A 20,306-nucleotide genomic window follows, 5' to 3' on the forward strand; every position below is an offset into this window, starting at 1 on the left:
GGCAGAGCACGCGAGCCAGGAACAGCCATACTGCAGCAAGGCCGACCATCGCCCCGCGGCAGCGCCCGCAAGGGCCGAAAATGCATCGTTACAGCCAATTTGCCATGATCGAGTTCTGCCGTAGACTGCGCTGACCTCATGCAAGGACGTATGCCATGCCGCGAAACGCTCCAACCCTCCTGCTCCTCGGCCTGGTGTCCTGCGCATTCAGCTCTTACCTGCTGGCCGACGACTTGCTGCTCGAGTCGCAGTCGGCGGACGTCACGCATTCCGGCGAACGTCAGGTGCGTGGCGTGCTGCGCGCGCGCAATCAGGCCGTGCTGTCCAGTGAGCTACCCGGCCGCATCACCGAGATGCCATTCAGCGATGGCCAGGGCTTCAACAAGGGCGACGTACTGGTGCGCTTCGACTGCAGTGCCTACCAGGCCCAGCTCAACGCCGCCCAGGCCGCGGCCCGGGCTACCCGCGAAGAGCTGAACCACAAGAAGCAACTGGCTGCGCTCAACTCCGTCGGCCGCTTCGAAGTGGCTCTGGCTGAGGCCCGCCAGGCGCAAGCCCAGGCGGAAACCCAGGTGTATCAGGTGCAGGTGAAGCGTTGCAGCGTCAACGCCCCTTTCAATGGCCGCGTGGTGTTACGCCGCGCCCAGCCCCATGAAAGCGTCGCCAGTGGCGCGCCGCTGCTGGAAGTGGTGGATAACGGCACGCTGGAAATCTACCTGTTGGTGCCATCTGCCTGGCTCGGGCGCCTGGAGCCGGGTCAGACCTTCGACTTTATTCCCGACGAGACCGGCACGCCGCTCGAGGCCAAGGTCAAGCGCATCGGCGCGCGCATCGATGAAGGCAGTCAGACGCTGTTGCTGATCGGCAGTCTGCCCGAGGACGCCAAGGGCCTGCTCGCCGGCATGAGCGGCACGGCCCAGTTCAAGGTGGTGGAATGAACGCGCCGCTGCCCGGGACGGCCGAACGGGTATTCGCCCTGTTCCTCGGGCTGGAGCAGCAGGCACGCAAGGCCGGCAGCACCGAGCAACTGGCCTTCGCCATGGTCAACGATGGCCAGGCACTGTTTGGTTTCCGTCATGCCGCCCTGCTGATCGCCGGCAAGGTGCAGGCGCTGACCGGCATCAGCGTGGTGGAGACCAATGCCCCCTTCGTCGCGTTTGTAGAGCGTGCCGCCTCGACACTACTCGATCATGGTCAGCTGGACGAGGGCCATGCTGTCGACCCGGCGTGCCTGGACGAGCAGACGCGCCTGGACATGAACAGCCTGTCCGCCCCGCATGCCTACTGGTTGCCCCTGAAGAACCGCCGTGGCGAGACCTTCGGTGGCCTGTGGCTGGCCCGCGACCTGCCATTCAGCGAGGCCGAGCAGTCGCTGCTCAGGCAACTGGCCGGCACCTACGCCCACGCCTGGCTGGCACTGCAGCCGCGCAAGCCGTGGCGCATGCGCTGGCCACGACGCAAGTTGCTGGCGGTGGCCGCCGCGCTCTCGCTGTTGCTACTGATTCCGGTGCGTCAGTCGGTGCTGGCACCGGCCGAAGTCGTGCCTTTGGGCGGCCGGGTGGTCGCCGCGCCGCTGGACGGGGTGATCGCCGAATTCCTGGTCAAGCCCAACCAGAACGTCGCCGCCGGCGATCTGCTGGTGCGCTTCGATGCCACCAGCCTCAGGGCCCAGGCCGATGTCGCCGAACGCGCCCTGGGCGTGGCCGAGGCCGAGCTGAAGGCCAATACCCAGCGCGCCTTCGCCGATGCCGAATCCAGCGCCCGCCTTGACCTGCTGGCCGCCCGCGTCGAGCAGAAGCGCGCCGAACGCGACTATGCCCGGCAACTGCTGGCACGCAGTGAAGTGCGCGCCGAGCGTGCAGGCATCGCCGTGTTCGCCGATGCCGAACGCCTGACTGGCAAGCCGGTGCAAACCGGCGAGCGGCTGATGCAGATCGCCGACCCCAGCCAGGCCGAATTGCGCATCGAATTGCCCGTCGGTGACGCCATCGCCCTGGAGCCTGGCGCCGAAGTGGCGCTGTTTCTCGACAGCGACCCGCTCAATCGCCACGAAGCCCAGCTGGAACGCTCCGCCTACGAGGCACAGAGCACCGCCACCGGTCAGTTGGCCTACCGTCTGGATGCGCGCTTCGTCGAGACCCCGCCGCGCATTGGCCTGCGCGGCACCGCCAAGCTGTTCGGTGATCGTGCACCGCTGGCCTATTACCTGCTGCGCCGGCCGCTGGCCGCCGCTCGCCAGAGCCTGGGCTTGTGATGCTGCCCGCGCTGCGGCCCGACCTGCAGCTGTCGCCCGCCGAACCCGGCCTGGACGGCGCACCGCAATGGACGCTGGCCGATCCGCTACGTGGCCGCTACTTCAAGCTCGGCGCCGCCGCCGTACGCCTGCTTCGCCACTGGACGCTGGGCGAGCCGCAACGTGTGCTGGCGGCAGCCAACGCCGAGCCTGGACTGCCGCTGGGCGAGGCGGAGCTCGAGGACATGCTGCGCTTTCTCGGCAGCCACGACCTGATAACGGCGCTGGACGACAAGCAGCGCGCCAGCTACGCCATGAAAGCCGCGGCCCAGCGCCAGAGCCCATGGAAGCAGGTGCTGCACCAATACCTGTTCTTCCGCATCCCGCTGTGGCGCCCCGATCCCTTCCTCAATCGCGCCTGGCCCGTACTCGAACGCCACGGCCCCTGGCTGCTGCGCTGGGGCCTGCCGTTGGTCTTCGCACTGGGCCTGTTTCTGGTGTTGCGGGACTGGCAACGCTTTCTCGCCACCTTTCCCCACCTGTTCAGCCTCGGCGGAGCCCTGGCGTTCGGCATCGCGCTGACCTTCGCCAAACTTTGCCACGAGTTCGGTCACGCCTTCATGGCCAAACGCGCAGGCTGTCGGGTGCAGAGCATGGGGTTGGCCTTCATGGTCCTGTTGCCGATGTTCTACACCGACGTCAGCGATGCCTGGCGCGTGCGCGACCGGCACTCGCGACTGTTGATCGGTGCAGGCGGCGTATTCGCCGAATTGCTGCTGGCAGTGCTGGCCCTGCTGGCCTGGTCACTACTGCCGGACGGCCCCCTGCGCACCTCGGCCTTCATGCTGGCCAGCGCTACCTGGATCACCACTCTGGCGATCAACCTCAATCCCTTCATGCGCTTCGATGGCTATTTCCTGATAAGCGATCTGTGGGGCGTCGACAACCTGCAGAACCGCGCCTTCGCCTTGTGCCGCTGGCGCCTGCGCGAAGCCCTGTTCGGCTATGGCGAGCCGGCACCGGAGCCCTGGTCGCCGACCATGAGCCGGCGCCTGCTGATCTGGGGCTACGGCTCCTGGATCTGGCGCGCGATCCTCTTTCTCGGCATCGCGCTGGCGGTCTATCACCTGTTCTTCAAGGTACTCGGCATCTTCTTGATGGTCGTTGAGCTGCTGTGGTTTATCGGCCTGCCCATCTGGCGTGAACTCGGGGAATGGTGGCAACGCCGTGAACAGGCCGACTCGCGCAAGGTGCTGATCACCTGCCTGGGTCTTGGTGTCGTGCTGCTGGTATTGATCGTGCCCTGGCGCAGCTCGGTGGAAGTACCCGCATTGCTCGAAGCTTCGCGCACCAGCGCCCTGCATGCTCCGGTGGCCGCGCGCTTGAAAGCGGTGCACGTGCAGGATGGCCAGAACGTGGCCGCTGGCGACCTGCTGCTGGAGCTGGACTCGCCCGACCTCGACTCGCGCCAGGCCATCATCCGCCGCGAGATCGACATTCTTCAGCTGCAGCTGCGCCGCCAATCCGCACGCAGCGAAACGGCGGCCGATGCCGGCATTCTCGAACAACGCCTGGCCGAGGCCGTCGCCGAATACCGCGGCCTGGCCGCCCAGCGTGAGCGCCTGCAGCTGCTCGCACCACACTCGGGGGTAGTGCGCGACCTGCAACGTGACCTGAGTGCAGGTCGCTGGCTGCACCCTGCAGAAGCGCTGACCCGTATCGTCGAGCCGGGGCTGCGCCTGCGCGGTTACCTGGCCGAAGAAAGCCTTTGGCGAATCGAAGCCGGCAGCGCCGGTCGCTTCATCGCCGACGACCCGGCGCGCCCGGCAATGAAAGTACGCTTGGATGAAGTGGACGCAACCGGCGTCGCCTACCTGGAACTGGAGGCGCTCAGCTCAGACCATGGCGGCCCCATCGCCGTGAGGCGCGACGCCCAACAGCGCGCCGAGCCCGTACAGGCGCAGTATGGCGTACGCCTGACGCTGCTGGATGACGGCGTACACCCCGATCATCCGCTGCGCGGCATGGTGGTACTGAACGGTGAACGGCAGTCGCTGCTGGGCGCGGTATGGCGGCGGGTCGCAGCACTCGGCGTAAGGGAAAGCGGTTTTTGAGACAAGGATGCGACATGAGCCAGGATGCCTTACCTCGATGCTCCCGCCTGCCCCTGATGCCTCAGTTACCCGCCCTGCTGGAGGCACTCGGCACAATTGCTGACGACGCCTGGCAACATCACTTCAACACCGGTTATTACCAAGGTGAATGGAGCGGCGTCGCGCTGATCAGCCCTCAGGATGCACCTTTACCACTTGCTTCGGGACAGGGCGCGCCCGTGCCGAGCGACTGGTGGCAAGACGAGGCAGCCTGGCATGCCGTGCTCGCCCTGTTCCAGACCACCATTCGCAGCGCACGCCTTCTGCGACTCGGTGCAGGTGCTCGCATTCACGAACACTGCGACCCCGATCTCGGCCAGCCCGGCGCGGACATGCGCTTGCATGTACCTCTGCTCAGCCCTCCGGAAGTGGAGTTTATCGTCGACGGCCTGCAGGTGCCCATGAAGCCGGGCGAATGCTGGTTCATCGATCTATCCCGGCCGCACCGGGTAGACAACCCAGGGCCTGGGGTGCGCGTTCATCTGGTGCTGGACTGCGAACCCAATCCCTGGCTGCTACAGCAGGTCGCAGCCGGTCTCGCGGGCACACCGGCGCTGCTACCAGGGAAGGCGGAGCTGGCCTTCGCCGATTTCCGTGAACGGGTCACAGGCGATCCGGCCCTGGCCGAGCGCCTGCGCACGATTACCGATACATACCTCTTCTGCGAGGAGGTCGTTCGTCTGGCGCACGATCTGGGAATCGACTTTTCCACCAGTGATGTCAGAAGCGCGATGCGCAAGGGCAAAGGGACATGGAACGAGCAATGGCGCGTCTGACTCCCGAGCAGGACTTCCATGGCTGGTTGCCGATCCGCATCTGGCAGGTGGACGGCCATTGGCAGGTCGACTGGTGCTGGTTCGGCGAACAGCGACTGACTCGCCCGTTCTTTCGCGACGACGTCGAACAAGCGCTACGCCTGCCCTTCAACCAGGCCTTTCGCCGACAAACCGGACTGGATGCACTGCTGACGTGGCAAACAGCTAGCCCGGGACTTACGCCCAGCGCCTTTATCTTTCATGCCTCACGCTGCGGATCGACGCTGATGGCGCAGATGCTGGCGGCATTGGAAGGCAACATCGTGCTCTCAGAGCCGCCCCCACTGGACAGCCTCCTGCGTGCCCACCGACTGGACTCACGGGTCGCCCCCCGGCAATCCGCCTGGCTCGCAGCGCTGCTATCGGCCTATGGGCAACGACGCAGTGGCAACGAACAACGACTGTTCATCAAGCTCGACGCCTGGAACGTGTTCGAGGCGCCGATGCTGCTGGCCTTGTACCCGGACGTGCCACGCCTGTTCCTGTATCGCGACCCGCTGGAGATCGTCGTTTCCCAGTTGCGCCAGCCGGGCATGCACCGAGTGCCAGGGCTGCTGGGTCCCTCCGCGCTGGATATCCCAGCAGAGCAAGCGTTGCGCCTGACACCAACCGAGTACACCAGCCGCATGGTCGGCACCATCCTCCGACAAGGACTGGTGCTCTGCCAAGAGCATGGCGCGGTGGCAGTGAACTACCAGGAGTTGCCAAGCATTTGCTGGGAACGGCTGGCGCCCATTTTGGGTGTGCGTGATGAAGACCTGTCGAGGCTGCGTGAAACAGCGAAGGCCGATGCCAAGCAACCCTCGCAGGCATTCAGCGCCGACACCCGAAGCAAACACGAAGCTGCAGGCAGCTCCCTGCGAGACACCACAGAAGCCTATGCGGGCGACACCTACAGGGCGCTGGAAAGCTGGCGCCAGACCAAGCGAGAAAAAGAAAGTTCCCGCAAAGCTCAAAAATGAGATTACCGTCCATCAGAACGGTAGCGATCGACTACAAATTTCGGCTAGGCTTCGACCTGATAGTCGCATAGTGGCACAACAATACGGCCCGCATCCGAAGCACGGAAGCACACCAGGAAGCCCCCAACGCCATGCGTTTCACCGAGTTGCGTTTTCGTCCCGTCGAGAAGGCCGACCTGAGCTTCCTGCGTGGCTTATATACGAGTACCCGCACCCGGGAAATGGCCCGGACTGGCTGGCCCCAGCCCGCAATAGATACCTTCCTCGACCAGCAGTTCGATGCCCAGCACCGCCACTATCAGGAGCACTATCAAGGGGCTGATTTTTCTGTCGTGCTCAGTGGCGAGCACCCTATCGGACGCTTGTATGTCCTGCGTGGCGCCAGCACCTACAACCTGATGGACCTGTCGCTATTGCCAGCCTGGCGCTGCCTGGGCATAGGCAGGCATCTGCTGTCACTGCTTACAGAAGAAGCCGACACCGCCGGCAAGTCCATTCGCCTGTACGTCGAGCCGGACAACCCGGCTCGCCGTCTTTACGAGCGCTTCGACTTCGTCATCACCCGCCAGGATCCGGTCTACCTGGAGATGCACCGCCTCGCAACCCGGAGGCTGAGCGCATGAACGACATCCCGAGCCAGGAAGACCTGCAGAAGGGTCTGGGCCACGTATGGCGCCTCAGCTGGGAAGGCCATACCGGCGTCGAGGTGGAACTGGTCGAGGTTAGTCCAGGCAAGGCCATGAACCCGCGCTACCAGTGTTACGACGCGATATTCCGGCAGCCTCCAGGCATCGATCTGCCGCAATACAGCTACACCTTGCACAGCCCGACGGCATCGTCATGGTGGGTCATGCTCACCCCGATCGGCCCGGACGACGACGGAACGCGACTGCTGCAGGCCGTGTTCCACGTTCGAAAACCGGAAAACCACTAGCACACCCCTATACAGCCAACTTGCCGGCAATGCCGGCGCCCAGACAGCAGGGAGCAACAACATGGAACCGTTCCTCGGCGAAATCAAAATGGTCGGCTTCAACTTCGCGCCACGAGGTTATGCGATGTGCCAGGGCCAGCTGCTATCCATCGCGCAGAACAACGCACTTTTCGCGTTGCTCGGCACAATGTATGGCGGCAATGGCCAGACGACCTTCGGCCTGCCGGACTATCGTAGCCGTAGCCCGGTAGGCATGGGGCAAGGGCCTGGATTGAGCCTTATCAATCAGGGCGAATTGGCGGGCACCGAGAGTGTCACGCTGACTACGGCACAACTGCCCCCACATGCGCCAAGCGCCACCGCCAGCGTCGCCATTCCCGCTGTAACGGCCAGCAACAACGTAGCCGCTGCGCCGGCCAACAATACACACCTCGGGCCAATCACCGCAGGCGGTCGCGCCGGCACCCTGTACAGCACCGACGCCGCTGACACCACGCTTGCTCCGTTCAACGCGACCGTTACCGTATCGCCTATAGGCGGCGGGCTTCCCGTAAACCTCCGCAGTCCCTTCCTCGGTACCAATTTCGTCATCGCCACAGAAGGGGTTTTCCCGTCTCGCAACTGACCCGTTGCCATCGGCCCTGCTCACGCGGGGCCTTTTTCGCACGACCACGGCGGTACAACAGGAGCATCGTATGAAAACCCCACACTCTATTGGCAACACCGATGCCGCTGTCCGCCCTCGCATGCCTTTGATGCGCGCCCTTGAACCACGCATGTTATTCGACGGCGCGGTCGCTGCCACCGTTGCCGATTCAGCTCAGCCCATCGACGCCCAGCCTGACGACGCTCATGCCGGCGAAGATACCTTGGCCGCCACGCCACAAGGCGTTACCGGGCAACGCCACGAAGTGGTCTTCATCGACAGCAACGTACGGGATTACCAACAGCTTCTGGCCGGCATGCCATCCGGCACCGAGGTGGTGATACTCGACGCCCGGCAGGACGGTTTACAGCAGATGGCCGATTACCTGGAGGGGCGCACGGGCATCGAAGCCATTCACATCCTGAGCCATGGTGACACCGGAAAAATTCAGTTGGGCAACCAGTGGCTCGATGTACAACAGTTGCAGGCCCGCTCCGGTTTGCTGGCAGCCATTGGCGAAACCCTGAGCGAAGACGGCGACATCCTGCTCTATGGCTGCAACGTTGGCGCCGATACCGTAGGCGTCGACTTCATAAGCTCGCTGGCCGCGGCAACCGATGCCGATGTCGCCGCATCTACCGATGCAACCGGTGCTGCCGACAGGAATGGCAATTGGGTTCTGGAAACGCAAACCGGAGAAATCGAATCAAGCGTTCTGGAGCTCGAAGCGTGGGATGGCGTTTTAACCGCATTCTCTGAAAACTTTAGTTCGAACCCCATTGGTGGCGGCCCTGTTACTAGCTTCGAGAAAACCATTGGCGGCACTTCGTTCACATTTACCTTCACGGGCGATGGCGACGGTGGTGACATGACGTATGACCCCGCCAACGGAGAGGGCGGGAGCGCATCCATTGGTCTATGGGGCATTCCTGGAGGAGGTACGGAACGCTTCACCATCACCCGAACCGACGGAGGTCAATTTACTTTTGGCAGTATTTTTATCAACAATGCTCTTGGCGGCGCGGAGGCCACGGTCGCCGCATACAACGGCGCGACTCTGGTCGGAGTTCAGTCTATAGGCCACACGTCCGGCACACTGAACTTCTCAAACATCGGTATTACCGAGGTCAGGATCACAAGCACTGATCTTAATTTGAATCTGGACAATTTTGTTGGCGACACCAATCCTCCCAGCATCGCTCCAAGCCTAGCGGCCACCGGCACCAACCCTACCTTCATCGAAAACGGTAGTCCTGTCGATCTGTTCAGCGGCGTAACGGCTGCAACCAATGACACCGGTCAGAGCTTCACAGGCGCCACCTTCACCGTCACCAATGTCAGCAATGGTGCCTCGGAGATTCTGAGCATTGATGGCACGAGCATTGGCCTCACCAACGGTAACAGCGGCTCACTGGCGAACGGTGGCAACTACAGCGTCACTGTCGTATCTGGTACCGCTACGGTCACGCTCAGCGGCATGAGTCGTAGCAATGCCCAGATGGGCACCCTTATCGACAACATCACCTACAGCAACAGCAGTGACAATCCCGGCAGCAACAGCCGCGTCGTCACCATCGCCTCAATTACTGACAGCGGCAGTAACAACAACACCCTAACCCCCAATATCGCCTCCACCGTATCGGTAACTCCGGTCAACGACGCTCCGACCCTTACCGCCACTGGCAACAATCCCACCTACACTGAAAATGGCAGTGCGGTCGATCTGTTCAATGGTGTCAGCGTTAACACCATCGAAACCGGCCAGACCATCACCGGCATGACCCTGACCGTCACCAACCTGGCTGATGGCAGCAACGAAATCTTGCGCATCGACGGCACCGACATCGCCTTGCTCAACGGCGGCAACGGCACGACGGCAGGCAATGGCATCAGCTACTCGATCAATCTCAGCGGCGGTACGGCGACCATTACCCTGAGCAGTGCTGCTGGCCTCAGCGCGGCGGCAACGCAAACCGTGGTCGATGGCATGAGCTACCGCAACAGCAGCGACGCCCCGAGCACCGCAACGCGTGTCATCACCCTCACCAGCATCACCGACAGCGGCGGCACGGCCAACGGTGGCGTCGACACGACTGCAACCTCGATCGCTACTTGGGTATCCGTGGTTGCCGTCAACGATGCGCCAATTGTGACCTCCAGCGGTGGCGCCAGCACATTCACCGAGGGCGGTGGCGGCGCGGTGATCGACTCCGGGCTCACCCTGAGCGACCCGGACAACTCCACACTGCCGAGTGCCACAGTTTCCATCAGCGGTAACTTCCAGCCTGGCGCCGACCTGCTGATCTTCATCAACGATGGCAGCACCATGGGCAACGTCACCGCCAGTTACGACGCCGGCACCGGCGTGCTGACGATGACCTCGGCAGGCGCCACCGCTACCCTGGCCCAGTGGCAGGCAGCCTTGCGCTCTGTGACCTTCAGCAACAGCAGCGACGCGCCCAGCACGGCCAGTCGCACGGTCAGCTTCGTCGTCAACGATGGCCAGGACAACAGCACGACCGCTACCAAGATCGTCAGCGTAACGGCTGTCAATGACGCCCCGCAGATTTCGGCACCCGTGACCATTGGCGTCACCGAGGACGTACCCAGCACCATCACCGGGATCAGCTTCAGTGATGTCGACGCAGGCAGTGCCAACGTCACTGCCACCTTTTTGATCAGCTCCGGCACGCTGTCAGCGACCAGCGGCGGCAGCGTCACTGTTGGCGGTACTGCCTCGGCGCTGACCCTGACCGGCAGCATCGCCAACATCAACAGCTTTATCGCCGGCAGCAATCTCCGCTTCACCACCGCAGCCAATGCCACCGCCAATGTGACCCTGACGGTGAACATCAACGACGGCGGCAATACCGGCACTGGCGGTGCGCAAAGCGCCAGCGAAACCATTACGCTGCAGGTCACGGCTGTCAACGATGCGCCGATCATCAGCGCCCCAGGGTCCATCGCTATTACCGAAGATGTTCCCGGGGCATTGACCGGTATCTCGTTCAGCGATGTCGATGCTGGCAGCGGCAACGTGACGGTGACCTTCTCGGTACCCAGCGGCATGCTCAGTGCCACCAGCGGCAGCGGGGTCACCATTGGCGGTACGTCCCGCGCGCTGACCCTGACCGGCAGCCTGGCCGACATCAACACCTTCATCGCAGCATCCGGCGTCAGGTTCACCACCGACGCTAACGCTACAGCCAACGTCACCCTCGGCATCATGATCGAGGATGGCGGCAACACCGGTAGCGGTGGCGCGCAGACCGATAGCACCAGCGTGACGCTCGTGGTCACCGCCGTGAACGACGCTCCGGTCAACTCGCTACCCACGACACAGAGCGTCGATCAGGATGGAGTCCTGGTATTCAGCAGCGCCAACGGCAACCTGATCAGCATCAGTGATGTGGATGCAGGCTCCAATCATGTGCAGGTAACGCTAACGGCGACCAATGGCCTGCTGACGCTCGGCAGTACTGCCGGGCTCAGCTTCTCGGTGGGCTCAGGTAACGGCGACGGAACCATGACTTTCACCGGCAGCATCGCCGATATCAACAGCGCCTTGAACGGCATGGTGTTCTCCCCCACCAGCGGCTACAACGGCCCAGCCAGCTTGCAAATCCATACCAACGACCAAGGCAACAGCGGCAGTGGTGGCGCGCAGACCGATACCGACATACTCGCTATCAACGTCAACAGCCTCAGCCCGCGTATAACCGAGGTCAGTAGTTCCACGGCAAATGGCACTTACAAGATCGGAGATACCATTACCATCACGACAACCTTCGACCAGGTGGTGACGGTCGATACCGGTGGCGGTATTCCCACATTGCTGCTGGAGACAGGGCTGACTGATCGTATTGCCACCTACGTATCCGGCTCTGGCAGCAATACCCTGACCTTCAGCTATACGGTGCGGGCCGGTGACGTCAGTGCCGACCTGGATTACCAATCGACAGCCGCGCTGAGCCTCAATGGCTCAAGCATCCGCGGCCTCACGGCCAACGATGCCGTGCTAACCCTGCCGAGCCTGGGCGCTGCCGGCTCGCTAGGCGCCAACAAAGCGCTGGTTGTGGATGGCATACGACCGGCAGCCACCAGCATCACCCTGAGCGACACGGCTCTGCGCATCGGCGAGACCGCCACCGTCACCATCACCTTCGCAGAGAGAGTGGTTGGGCTGGATACGGCAGACTTCACGGTCGCTGGCGGCACGCTCACAGGCCTGAGCAGTGCCGACGGCGGTCTCACCTGGACCGCCACCTTTACTCCGGATAGCAACCTCTCCGACACCACCAACGTCATCACCCTGGACAACACCGGCGTCATGGATCTGGCGGGTAACATCGGCAGTGGCACCACCGACTCGGTCAACTACGCCATTGATACCCAGCGCCCGACAGCCAGCATCGTGGTCACCGATACCGCGCTCAGGGCTGGGCAGAGCACCACCGTCACCATCACCTTCAGCGAAGCGGTAGTAGGGCTGACCATGGCGGACTTCAGCGTGGCCAACGGCACCCTGAGCAACCTGAGCACCTCGGACAACATTACCTGGACGGCAGCCCTGACGCCGAGCTCCAACGTCACAGACACCACCAACCTGGTCACCCTGGACAACACCGGCGTGCAGGACACGGCCGGCAACGCTGGCGTCGGCACCACCGATTCCAACAACTACGCCATCGACACCCAGCGCCCAACGGCCGGCATCGTGATCACCGATACCGCCCTAAAGGCTGGGCAGAGCACCACGGTCACCATCACTTTCAGCGAGGCCGTGACCGGGCTGACCACGGCGGACTTCAGCGTGGCCAATGGCACGCTCGGCAACCTCAGCAGCAGTGACGGCGGCATCACCTGGACAGCGACCCTGACGCCTGACGCCGACGTCACCGATGCTACCAACCTGATCACTTTGAATAACACCGGTTACACCGATGCCGCCGGCAACACCGGCACCGGTACCACCGACTCCAACAACTACGCCATCGACAGCAAGGCACCGGCTATCACCTCTGTCGGCGTGCCGGCCAACGGCACCTACGTGGCGGGTGACGCCCTCGACTTCACGGTGAACTTCGACGAAGCCGTAACCGTTGATACCGCTGGCGGCACACCGCGCCTGGCGATCACCCTGGATACCGGCGGCACCGTCTACGCCAACTACCTGAGTGGCTCGGGCAGCACCGCGCTGGTGTTCCGCCTGACCATCGCCAATGGCCAGCAGGACAGCAACGGCATTGCCATCGGCACCAACCTCCAGAGCAACGGCGCGACCCTGCGCGATGCCGCCGGTAACGACACAGCGACGACTCTCAACAACGTCGGCGCCACCAGCGCCGTGCTGGTTGATGCCGCCCCACCACAGGTGACAGGCATCGCCCTCGAGGACACATCGCCCACCACCAATACCACCCTCGGCTTCACCGTTACCTTCAGCGAAGACGTCAACGGCGTCGATCTGAGCGACTTCGCTCTGGCCACCACGGGCAGTGCCAGCGGTACCCTGCTCTCGCTGGTACAGATCGATGCACGTACCTATCGAATCACCGTCGGCAGCGTGACCGGCCAGGGTACGCTTGGCCTGTCGCTCACGGCCGCTGGTAGCGGCATCGTTGATGGCGTCGGTAACACCTTGCAGAGCAACTTCTCCAGCGCCGGTTACACGCTGGGCGGGCTCAATACCGGCGATCCGGAGTTCCGCACCAATCCGACGCCCAACGTCCCCACTACACCGACCGCACCGCCTCAACCCAATGTGCCCGGCGCGCCACCCTCCAGCACCACCTCGCCACTGTTGCCGCCGCCATTGTTCGAGCAACCGACTCTCGGTAGCGGCGTACCCACGGTGGGCAACATCTTCATCAACAACGGTGCGTTGGCGCCCAGCTTCATCGCCCAGGTCTTTGCCAGCAGCGACAGCGGTGCCGGCAATGGCAGCGGCATTGGCTTCCTCGGCTTTGGTGGCGGAGACGGCGGCGTGTTCGGCACCAGCAGTTTCTCAAGCATGTTCAGCAAGGACGTACCACTCGAGTCGGGTGATATCCAGTTGCGCTGGGGAAGCTCGAGCGGCAATGGCGTGGGCGGAGGAGAGATTCTCGGAGCACCAACGCTGGGCCAGCAATTGCAAGAGATAGGTGAAAGCGAGCAGCGCCAGATCAGAGATTTGGCTTGGGCATTGGGACAGATTTCCTTGCAGGCGCCAAACGCGTAATCGACTACACACAAGAATAGAACGAGTGCCGTACCAGGGGGCGGCCCAAGGATGAGCAGAGCAGCGAAGTTTTTCAGCATCAGCTTGTTGGCGCTGGCGGTTACCGGCTGTGCCGTGACCAGCCAACCCATCGACCGCAGCGTCAGCGAGCAACGTGCGCAGCAGGATCTGGCAATCATGTTCAAGGATCAGGAGCCACTCAGCGGCCCGCTGACCTTGCACGAGGCCATGGCCCGCGCGGTTAAGTACAACCTCGAGGCCCGCCTGAAGGTCATGGAAGAAGCCATGGCCCAGCGTCAGGTCGACCTGGCCACCTTCGACATGCTGCCGCGCATGGCGTTGTCGGCCGGTTATGCCGGACGCAGCAATATCAGTGCTTCGAGCAGCGAGAGCATCCGTACTGGCACCCAGTCGCTGGAACCGTCGACCTCACAGGATCGCGACCGTGGCGTCGCCGACCTCACCATGGTGTGGAACGTACTGGACTTCGGTGTCAGCTACGTCAGCGCCAAGCAGCAGGGTGACCAGCGCCTGATCGTGCAGGAGCGACGCCGCAAGGTCGTCCACACCATCATTCAGGACGTGCGCTCGGCCTACTGGCGTGCCGTGGCCGCTGATCGCCTGCTGACCCAGATCGACAGCCTCATGACCCGGGTCGGCCAGGCCCGAGAAAACAGCCAGCGCCTCAGCGAACAACGCATCGGCGATCCTGTCCAGGCGCTGGGCTACCAGCGCGCTCTGATCGAAGCCACCCGCCAGCTCGAAGAGCAGCGTCGCGCCCTGTCGCTGGCCAAGACCGAGCTGGCTACCCTGATCAACCTGCCGCTGGGCACTCAGGTCGAACTGGCGCCCGAGGACGGTTATCAGGTACCGGAGCTGAAGGTTGAACTCGGCACGCTGGAACAGGAAGCCCTGGCCAGCCGCCCGGAGCTGCGCGAGCAGGACTACCAAGCGCGCATCAGTGCAGCCGAAACCCGCAAGGCCATGCTTCGCCTGCTGCCAGGTCTGGAATTTTCTGCCGGTGGCCACTACGACAGCAACTCGTTCCTGGTGAACCAGAGCTGGGCAGACTACGGCGTGAAGGTGACCTGGAACCTGTTCAACGTGCTCTCGGCCCCCGCTGCCATCGATGTCGCCAAGGCCGGCCAGGAGGTTGCCGATGCGCGGCGCCAGGCCATGTCCATGGCTGTCCTGGCCCAGCTGCACGTGGCAAACGCCAACTTCCGCGAAGCGCAGCGCCAGTTCCAAACCAGCCAGCAGCTGGCCGGCCTGGATGGGCAGATCGTCGAGCAGTTGCGCAATCGCTACCAGGCACAGGGCATCGGCGAGCTGGAACTGATTCAGGGCGAGCTAAACACGCTACAAGCGGATCTGCGTCGTGATCTGGCCTACGCCGAGCTGCGCAACAGCTATGGCCAGTTGTTCGCCAGCGTCGGCCTCGACCCACTGCCGGAGAGCATCGCCTCCGACAGTGTCGCGGACATCGCAACCGCCCTCGCCAACCGCGAGGCGCAGTGGCAGGCAGGCCAGCTATAGGCTGATCAGCACTCGCCATCGAGACTGGCGATCCAACGGTCGATCAGTTCCAGCCCTTCGCGGTGGGAGATGGAGCGTCCCAGCTCGGGCATCATGATGCTGGGGTCGGTGCTGTGCAGGCGGAAGCTCAGCACCGACTTCTCCGGCGCGCCGGGGTGGATATCCACCAGGCGGTCACCGGAGCCCTTGCCAGCTGCCACCGGTTGTTTGCATAGCCCGTAGGCGATGCCGAGCGGCGTGGCCGGATCGAGATAGAGACCGGATGTGCGCCCTGGCCCTGCTGGGTTATGGCAGTGCGAGCAGTTGGCATCCAGGTAGCTGCGCGCCAAGGCCTGTAGACCTTCTCCCGGAAGCGGCTCGCCCCAACGCGCATTGCGTGGCAGATCATTCGCCTCAGTCGGGACGTCCCGCAGAAAACCGACTGCCTGCCAGCGCCGCAACTGATTGGCAGTGCCATCGGCATAGGCGAATTCCTTGTTCAAATGCCTCACCTTTGGCCCCAGCGGCTGTACGCCCTTGCCGGCCTGCTCTTCATGACACCCCGCGCACTGATTGGCGTCAGGCACCTGATAGTCCACCGCCAGCACCTCGCCGCGCTCAGCGTGCAGCTCGAGGTCGAAGCTCGCGCCAGCCCAGTCCAGCGTCGCCTCGCGCTGCTCGGCATCCCAGACGTAGGGCAAGGCGACCCAGCCCTGCTCCTGACGCAGCAGGATACGCGTCTCGATCAGCCTCACCCGTTCAAGCTCTACCACTTCGGCGTCGCGCTGCTCGCTACGCAGCAGGCGTCCATGAAGGTCGCGCGGGTAGTAGAACGTCTTGCTCAGTACCGTGCCCACCGGGTAATCGAAACGCGCCTCGCCGTACTTCGCGCTGCTGCCTTGCGGCATCCAGATGGTACGGAGCTTGTGCGCGTAGTCGGTGAACAGCGGCGTATTGAGGTCATAGGGCAACACGCCGTCGACTGGCTGCAGTTGGCCGTCACGCTGTTGCAGCACGCCCCAGCCACTGAGCGTTTCCGGATAGTTCTCGCCACTGGGCAGATAAAGAGGCGCACGCGGCTGCTGCTCGCAGCCTGCAAGCAGCACGACAGTGAGCACTAACCAAGCGTTTTTCATGCGCCCTCGCCTGCCTCGGCCAGTGCGGCGCGCAGCTCGACAGAAGGCAGGCGCGGCAGCGCGCAGCGATGCGGCTCTATATCGGTGCTGATGTTCTTATAGCCGCCCGGCCCATCGACATTGACGATGCCGGCGTCACCATTATCGACACAGATGGCCAGCTCGGGCGGCAGCTTACCGTCCACCAGCTTGTCAGGATTGACGTAGCCGTCCCAGAGAATGTCCGGCAGACGACCGTTGAGGCCGAACTGGGTCAGCTTAAGCGCCTTGAGCTCCAGGTTGTCAGGGCTGTCGCCCGCCGGGCCGAAGCGGTTGCCATGGATATGGATGGCTTCCGGATAGGGATCGAAATCCTCAGTGGTGGAGAGATCGGTGTAGCCGGTGCTGAAGTAACTGCTGACGATGACATTGGCCGTACGATGGTCGCCGATATCGTTGTCGAAGATTTCCACCTTGTCATTGGAGTTGACCAGCACGCCGGAGCCCGCCGGCACGCTGGCTACCGGCGTACCCTTGTGGCCGAAGTTCTTGTGGTTGTTGCCCTCGACCCTGTTGCGATAGACCCGTGTGGTGTGGCCCGGTTGCGGCAGGTTGGGCATGTTGAATACCAGGATGCCGCCGGTATTGCCGGTGGCGACATTGTCGTAGACGTCGGCACCGATGGTGTTCTCGATCTCGATGCCGGCGACGTTGCGCTCGGCGCGGCTGTTGCGCACCACCACGTTGCGCGACTGGCCGACGTAGATGCCGGCGTCCGACGCCCCGATGGCCACCACGCCGTCGATCAGCACGTTCTCGGTCTGCACCGGGTAGATACCGTAGGCTCCGTTCTCGGTCGCCGGCCCGTTGGTCCACTCGGTGCGCACGCGGCGGATGATGATGTTCTCGCCGCCTACGACCTTGAGCGCATCGCCCTTGGTGTCCTCCAGCGCCAGGTCCTCGATGGTGAAGTCGGATGCATTCACCAGCAGCCCTTCGGCGCCAGACTTCTGCCCCTTGAAATTGAGGATGGTCTTATCCATCCCGGCGCCCCTGAGGGTCACCCCGCTGACCTTGAGACTGAGACTGCGGTCTAGCTGCCAGGTCCCGGCGGGAATCTCGATGACCTCCCCGGGCCTGGCCTTGATCAGCTGGGTCTGCAGCTGTTTCTGAAAGTCGAGGTTGGCGACGGGCGGCGCTTCGGAATCCCCGCACGCGGTCAGCAGCAGGTGCAGTGCAAGCAAAGAGAGGACGGCGGTGCGCATGGCAGGCTCCAGTATTCTTGTTTAATTGGCACCTTAGTACCAATTAAGACAAAAACCAAGAGCTGCCCGAATTGATCGCCAGGCAAGAAAACGCCAGCACGTGGCTGGCGTTCTTATTCAGCGCGGCGCGACCGGCCTGGGCTTCTTCTTCCCGCCGCCCGATTTGCCACCCTTCTTCTGCTCTTGCAGCTTGGCGAAGGCCGCCGCCTTGGCCTGCTCGCGCTTGTCCCAGGGCTTGGCGCCATCGCTGGCGCGTGGTGGCAGGCCGTTGTGCTGGGTCAGCACCTTGCCCACCTTCTTGCTGCCGGCCGGTGTCGAGTTCTTGCGTCGGGCGCTCTGGTACTCGTCGGTCTGCGGCTGGTAGGTGGGGATCAGGTGATGCTTGCCGTTGCCAATCAGGTCGGCACGGCCCATGCGCTCCAGCGCTTCACGCAACATCGGCCAGCCCTTGGGATCGTGATAACGCAGAAAAGCCTTGTGCAGGCGACGCTGCTGCTCGCTCTTGACGATCTCCACGCCATCGCTCTTGTAAGTGACCTTGCGCAGCGGGTTCTTGCCCGAGTGATACATGGCCGTGGCGGTGGCCATCGGCGAGGGGTAGAACGCCTGCACCTGGTCGGCGCGGAAACCGTTGCGCTTGAGCCACAGGGCGAGGTTCATCATGTCCTCGTCGGTGGTGCCCGGATGCGCGGCGATGAAGTACGGGATCAGGTACTGCTCCTTGCCCGCCTCCTTCGAGAACTTCTCGAACATCTGCTTGAAGCGGTCGTAGCTGCCGATGCCCGGTTTCATCATCTTGTCCAGCGGGCCGCGTTCGGTGTGCTCCGGAGCGATCTTGAGATAACCGCCAACGTGGTGGGTGACCAGTTCCTTGACGTACTCCGGCGACTCCACCGCCAGGTCATAGCGCAGGCCCGAAGCGATCAGGATCTTCTTCACGCCCGGCAGCGCACGTGCCTTGCGGTACAGCTCGATCAGAGAAGAGTGGTCGGTGTTGAGGTTCTCGCAGATACCGGGGAACACGCACGACGGCTTGCGGCAGTGCTTCTCGATTTCCGGGTCCTTGCAGGCGATGCGGTACATGTTGGCGGTCGGCCCGCCGAGGTCGGAGACCACGCCGGTGAAGCCCGGCACCTTGTCGCGCATTTCCTCGATCTCGCGGATGATCGACTCGTGCGAGCGGTTCTGGATGATGCGGCCCTCGTGCTCGGTGATCGAGCAGAAGGTGCAGCCGCCGAAGCAGCCGCGCATGATGTTCACCGAGAAACGGATCATCTCGTAGGCTGGAATCTTTTCCTTGCCATAAGCCGGGTGCGGCACGCGCGCGTAGGGCATGCCGAACACGTAATCCATTTCCTCGGTGGTCATGGGGATGGGTGGCGGGTTGAACCACACGTCCACCTCGCCATGCTTCTGCACCAGCGCGCGGGCGTTGCCCGGGTTGGTTTCCAAGTGCAGCACGCGGTTGGCGTGGGCGTAAAGTACCGGGTCGTTGCGCACCTTTTCGAACGACGGCAGGCGAATCACCGTCTTGTCTCGGGTCATGCGCGGACTTTCGAGAATCTGCACCACCTTGGCTTCGTTGGGATCTTCGACAGGCCCCTTGGCCTGCTCGATGGCGCAGGCTTCCATGTCCTGGGTGTTGACGTAAGGGTTGATGATCTTGTCGACGCGGCCGGGGCGGTCGATACGGGTCGAGTCGACCTCGAACCAGCCTTCGGGGGTGTCGCGGCGAATGAACGCGGTGCCGCGCACATCGGTGATGGCTTCGACCTTCTCGCCTCGCGACAGACGCTGGGCGATCTCCACAACGGCGCGCTCGGCATTGCCGTAGAGCAGGATGTCAGCGGTGGCGTCCATCAGGATCGAGCGGCGCACCTTGTCCTGCCAGTAGTCGTAGTGGGCGATACGGCGCAGGGATGCCTCGATGCCGCCGAGGATAACCGGCACGTGGGTATAGGCCTCCTTGCAGCGCTGGCTGTAGACCAGGCTGGCGCGATCCGGGCGCTTGCCGGCCAGACCGCCGGGCGTGTAGGCGTCGTCGGAGCGAATCTTCTTGTCCGCAGTGTAGCGGTTGATCATCGAGTCCATGTTGCCGGCCGCCACGCCGAAGAACAGGTTCGGCTCGCCGAGCTTCATGAAGTCGTCTTTGCTGCGCCAGTCCGGCTGGGCAATGATGCCGACCCGGAAGCCCTGGGCCTCGAGCAGGCGACCGATGATGGCCATGCCAAACGAAGGATGATCGACGTAGGCATCACCGGTGACGATGATGATGTCGCAGCTGTCCCAGCCGAGCTGATCCATCTCTTCCCGGCTCATCGGCAGGAAGGGCGCAGGCCCGAAACACTCGGCCCAGTACTTGGGATAGTCGAACAGCGGCTTGGCGGCTTGCATATTTTTTGATCAATGGGCTATCACGAGGGGCGCGGATAATAGCACAAATTTTGA

The 20,306-nt window shown here is 63.2% G+C and carries 13 protein-coding genes; 10 read left to right on the forward strand and 3 right to left on the reverse strand.

Features of this window, described 5'->3' with window-relative positions; translation table 11 throughout:
- Positions 1 to 155 precede the first annotated feature (155 nt).
- The 10 genes from DXK50_RS00460 to DXK50_RS00505 all read left to right on the forward strand — a co-directional run bounded on the left by DXK50_RS00460 (position 156) and on the right by DXK50_RS00505 (position 15,499).
- Positions 156 to 938 carry an efflux RND transporter periplasmic adaptor subunit gene (locus tag DXK50_RS00460; protein WP_212628978.1) on the forward strand — a complete coding sequence of 261 codons (783 nt, stop codon included), beginning with the start codon at positions 156 to 158 and terminating at the stop codon, positions 936 to 938.
- Positions 935 to 2,254, forward strand: coding sequence for an efflux RND transporter periplasmic adaptor subunit (locus DXK50_RS00465; RefSeq protein ID WP_212628979.1), 1,320 nt, complete (start codon positions 935 to 937; stop codon positions 2,252 to 2,254). The genes DXK50_RS00460 and DXK50_RS00465 overlap by 4 nt, the downstream gene beginning before the upstream one ends.
- Positions 2,254 to 4,347 (forward strand): efflux RND transporter periplasmic adaptor subunit, encoded by a 2,094-nt coding sequence (locus DXK50_RS00470; protein ID WP_212628980.1) that lies wholly within the window; start codon positions 2,254 to 2,256, stop codon positions 4,345 to 4,347. Before DXK50_RS00465 ends, DXK50_RS00470 begins: the two co-directional genes overlap by 1 nt.
- Before the next feature lie 14 nt (positions 4,348 to 4,361).
- Positions 4,362 to 5,162 carry an aspartyl/asparaginyl beta-hydroxylase domain-containing protein gene (locus DXK50_RS00475; RefSeq protein ID WP_212628981.1) on the forward strand — a complete coding sequence of 267 codons (801 nt, stop codon included), beginning with the start codon at positions 4,362 to 4,364 and terminating at the stop codon, positions 5,160 to 5,162.
- On the forward strand, positions 5,150 to 6,163 hold the full coding sequence (locus DXK50_RS00480; protein WP_212628982.1) for a sulfotransferase family protein: 1,014 nt from the start codon (positions 5,150 to 5,152) through the stop codon (positions 6,161 to 6,163). Before DXK50_RS00475 ends, DXK50_RS00480 begins: the two co-directional genes overlap by 13 nt.
- Before the next feature lie 131 nt (positions 6,164 to 6,294).
- Positions 6,295 to 6,786, forward strand: coding sequence for a GNAT family N-acetyltransferase (locus tag DXK50_RS00485; protein WP_212628983.1), 492 nt, complete (start codon positions 6,295 to 6,297; stop codon positions 6,784 to 6,786).
- Positions 6,783 to 7,097: a DUF6916 family protein gene (locus DXK50_RS00490; protein ID WP_212628984.1), complete on the forward strand. Its 315-nt coding sequence runs from the start codon at positions 6,783 to 6,785 to the stop codon at positions 7,095 to 7,097. Before DXK50_RS00485 ends, DXK50_RS00490 begins: the two co-directional genes overlap by 4 nt.
- A gap of 61 nt (positions 7,098 to 7,158) precedes the next feature.
- Positions 7,159 to 7,722 (forward strand): phage tail protein, encoded by a 564-nt coding sequence (locus DXK50_RS00495; RefSeq protein ID WP_212628985.1) that lies wholly within the window; start codon positions 7,159 to 7,161, stop codon positions 7,720 to 7,722.
- A 151-nt stretch (positions 7,723 to 7,873) separates the two neighbouring features.
- On the forward strand, positions 7,874 to 13,963 hold the full coding sequence (locus tag DXK50_RS00500; RefSeq protein WP_212628986.1) for an Ig-like domain-containing protein: 6,090 nt from the start codon (positions 7,874 to 7,876) through the stop codon (positions 13,961 to 13,963).
- A gap of 51 nt (positions 13,964 to 14,014) precedes the next feature.
- Positions 14,015 to 15,499: a TolC family protein gene (locus tag DXK50_RS00505; protein ID WP_212628987.1), complete on the forward strand. Its 1,485-nt coding sequence runs from the start codon at positions 14,015 to 14,017 to the stop codon at positions 15,497 to 15,499.
- A 5-nt stretch (positions 15,500 to 15,504) separates the two neighbouring features.
- Here DXK50_RS00505 and DXK50_RS00510 read toward each other — a convergent pair whose 3' ends face one another.
- From DXK50_RS00510 to DXK50_RS00520, 3 genes are all read right to left on the reverse strand, one after another.
- A complete protein-coding gene (locus DXK50_RS00510; protein ID WP_212628988.1) occupies positions 15,505 to 16,614 on the reverse strand; it encodes an SO2930 family diheme c-type cytochrome in 1,110 nt (369 codons plus the stop codon).
- The gene (locus tag DXK50_RS00515; RefSeq protein ID WP_212628989.1) at positions 16,611 to 17,858 is read right to left on the reverse strand and encodes a parallel beta-helix domain-containing protein; all 1,248 of its coding nucleotides are present in this window, start codon (positions 17,856 to 17,858) and stop codon (positions 16,611 to 16,613) included. The genes DXK50_RS00510 and DXK50_RS00515 overlap by 4 nt, the downstream gene beginning before the upstream one ends.
- 117 nt (positions 17,859 to 17,975) lie before the next feature.
- Entirely contained in the window at positions 17,976 to 20,252 is a 2,277-nt protein-coding gene (locus DXK50_RS00520) for a YgiQ family radical SAM protein (protein ID WP_212628990.1), read from the reverse strand.
- Positions 20,253 to 20,306 lie beyond the last annotated feature (54 nt).

This window comes from Pseudomonas sp. KB-10 (assembly GCF_018221585.1).
Classification (GTDB): Bacteria; Pseudomonadota; Gammaproteobacteria; order Pseudomonadales; family Pseudomonadaceae; genus Aquipseudomonas; species Aquipseudomonas yangonensis.